This window comes from Pantoea sp. E956-1 (assembly GCF_982223955.1).
On the sequence record NZ_CEUYZP010000148.1, the window covers coordinates 1 to 232 of the forward strand.

A 232-nucleotide genomic window follows, 5' to 3' on the forward strand; every position below is an offset into this window, starting at 1 on the left:
TTGGGGTACGATTCTGTGTTACCTGATGCTTAGAGGCTTTTCCTGGAAGCTGGGCATTTATCACTTCAGCACCGTAGTGCCTCGTCGTCACGCCTCAGCGTTAACAAGCGTCCGGATTTACCTGGACGCTCCGCCTACACGCTTAAACCGGGACAACCGTCGCCCGGCTGATATAGCCTTCTCCGTCCCCCCTTCGCAGTAACACCGAGTACAGGAATATTAACCTGTTTCC

At 53.9% G+C, this 232-nt stretch carries 1 rRNA gene; it reads right to left on the minus strand.

The features are described from left to right. Nucleotides 1-232: ribosomal RNA gene (locus tag AC0T7J_RS25710) — 23S ribosomal RNA — on the minus strand; the annotation flags it as partial.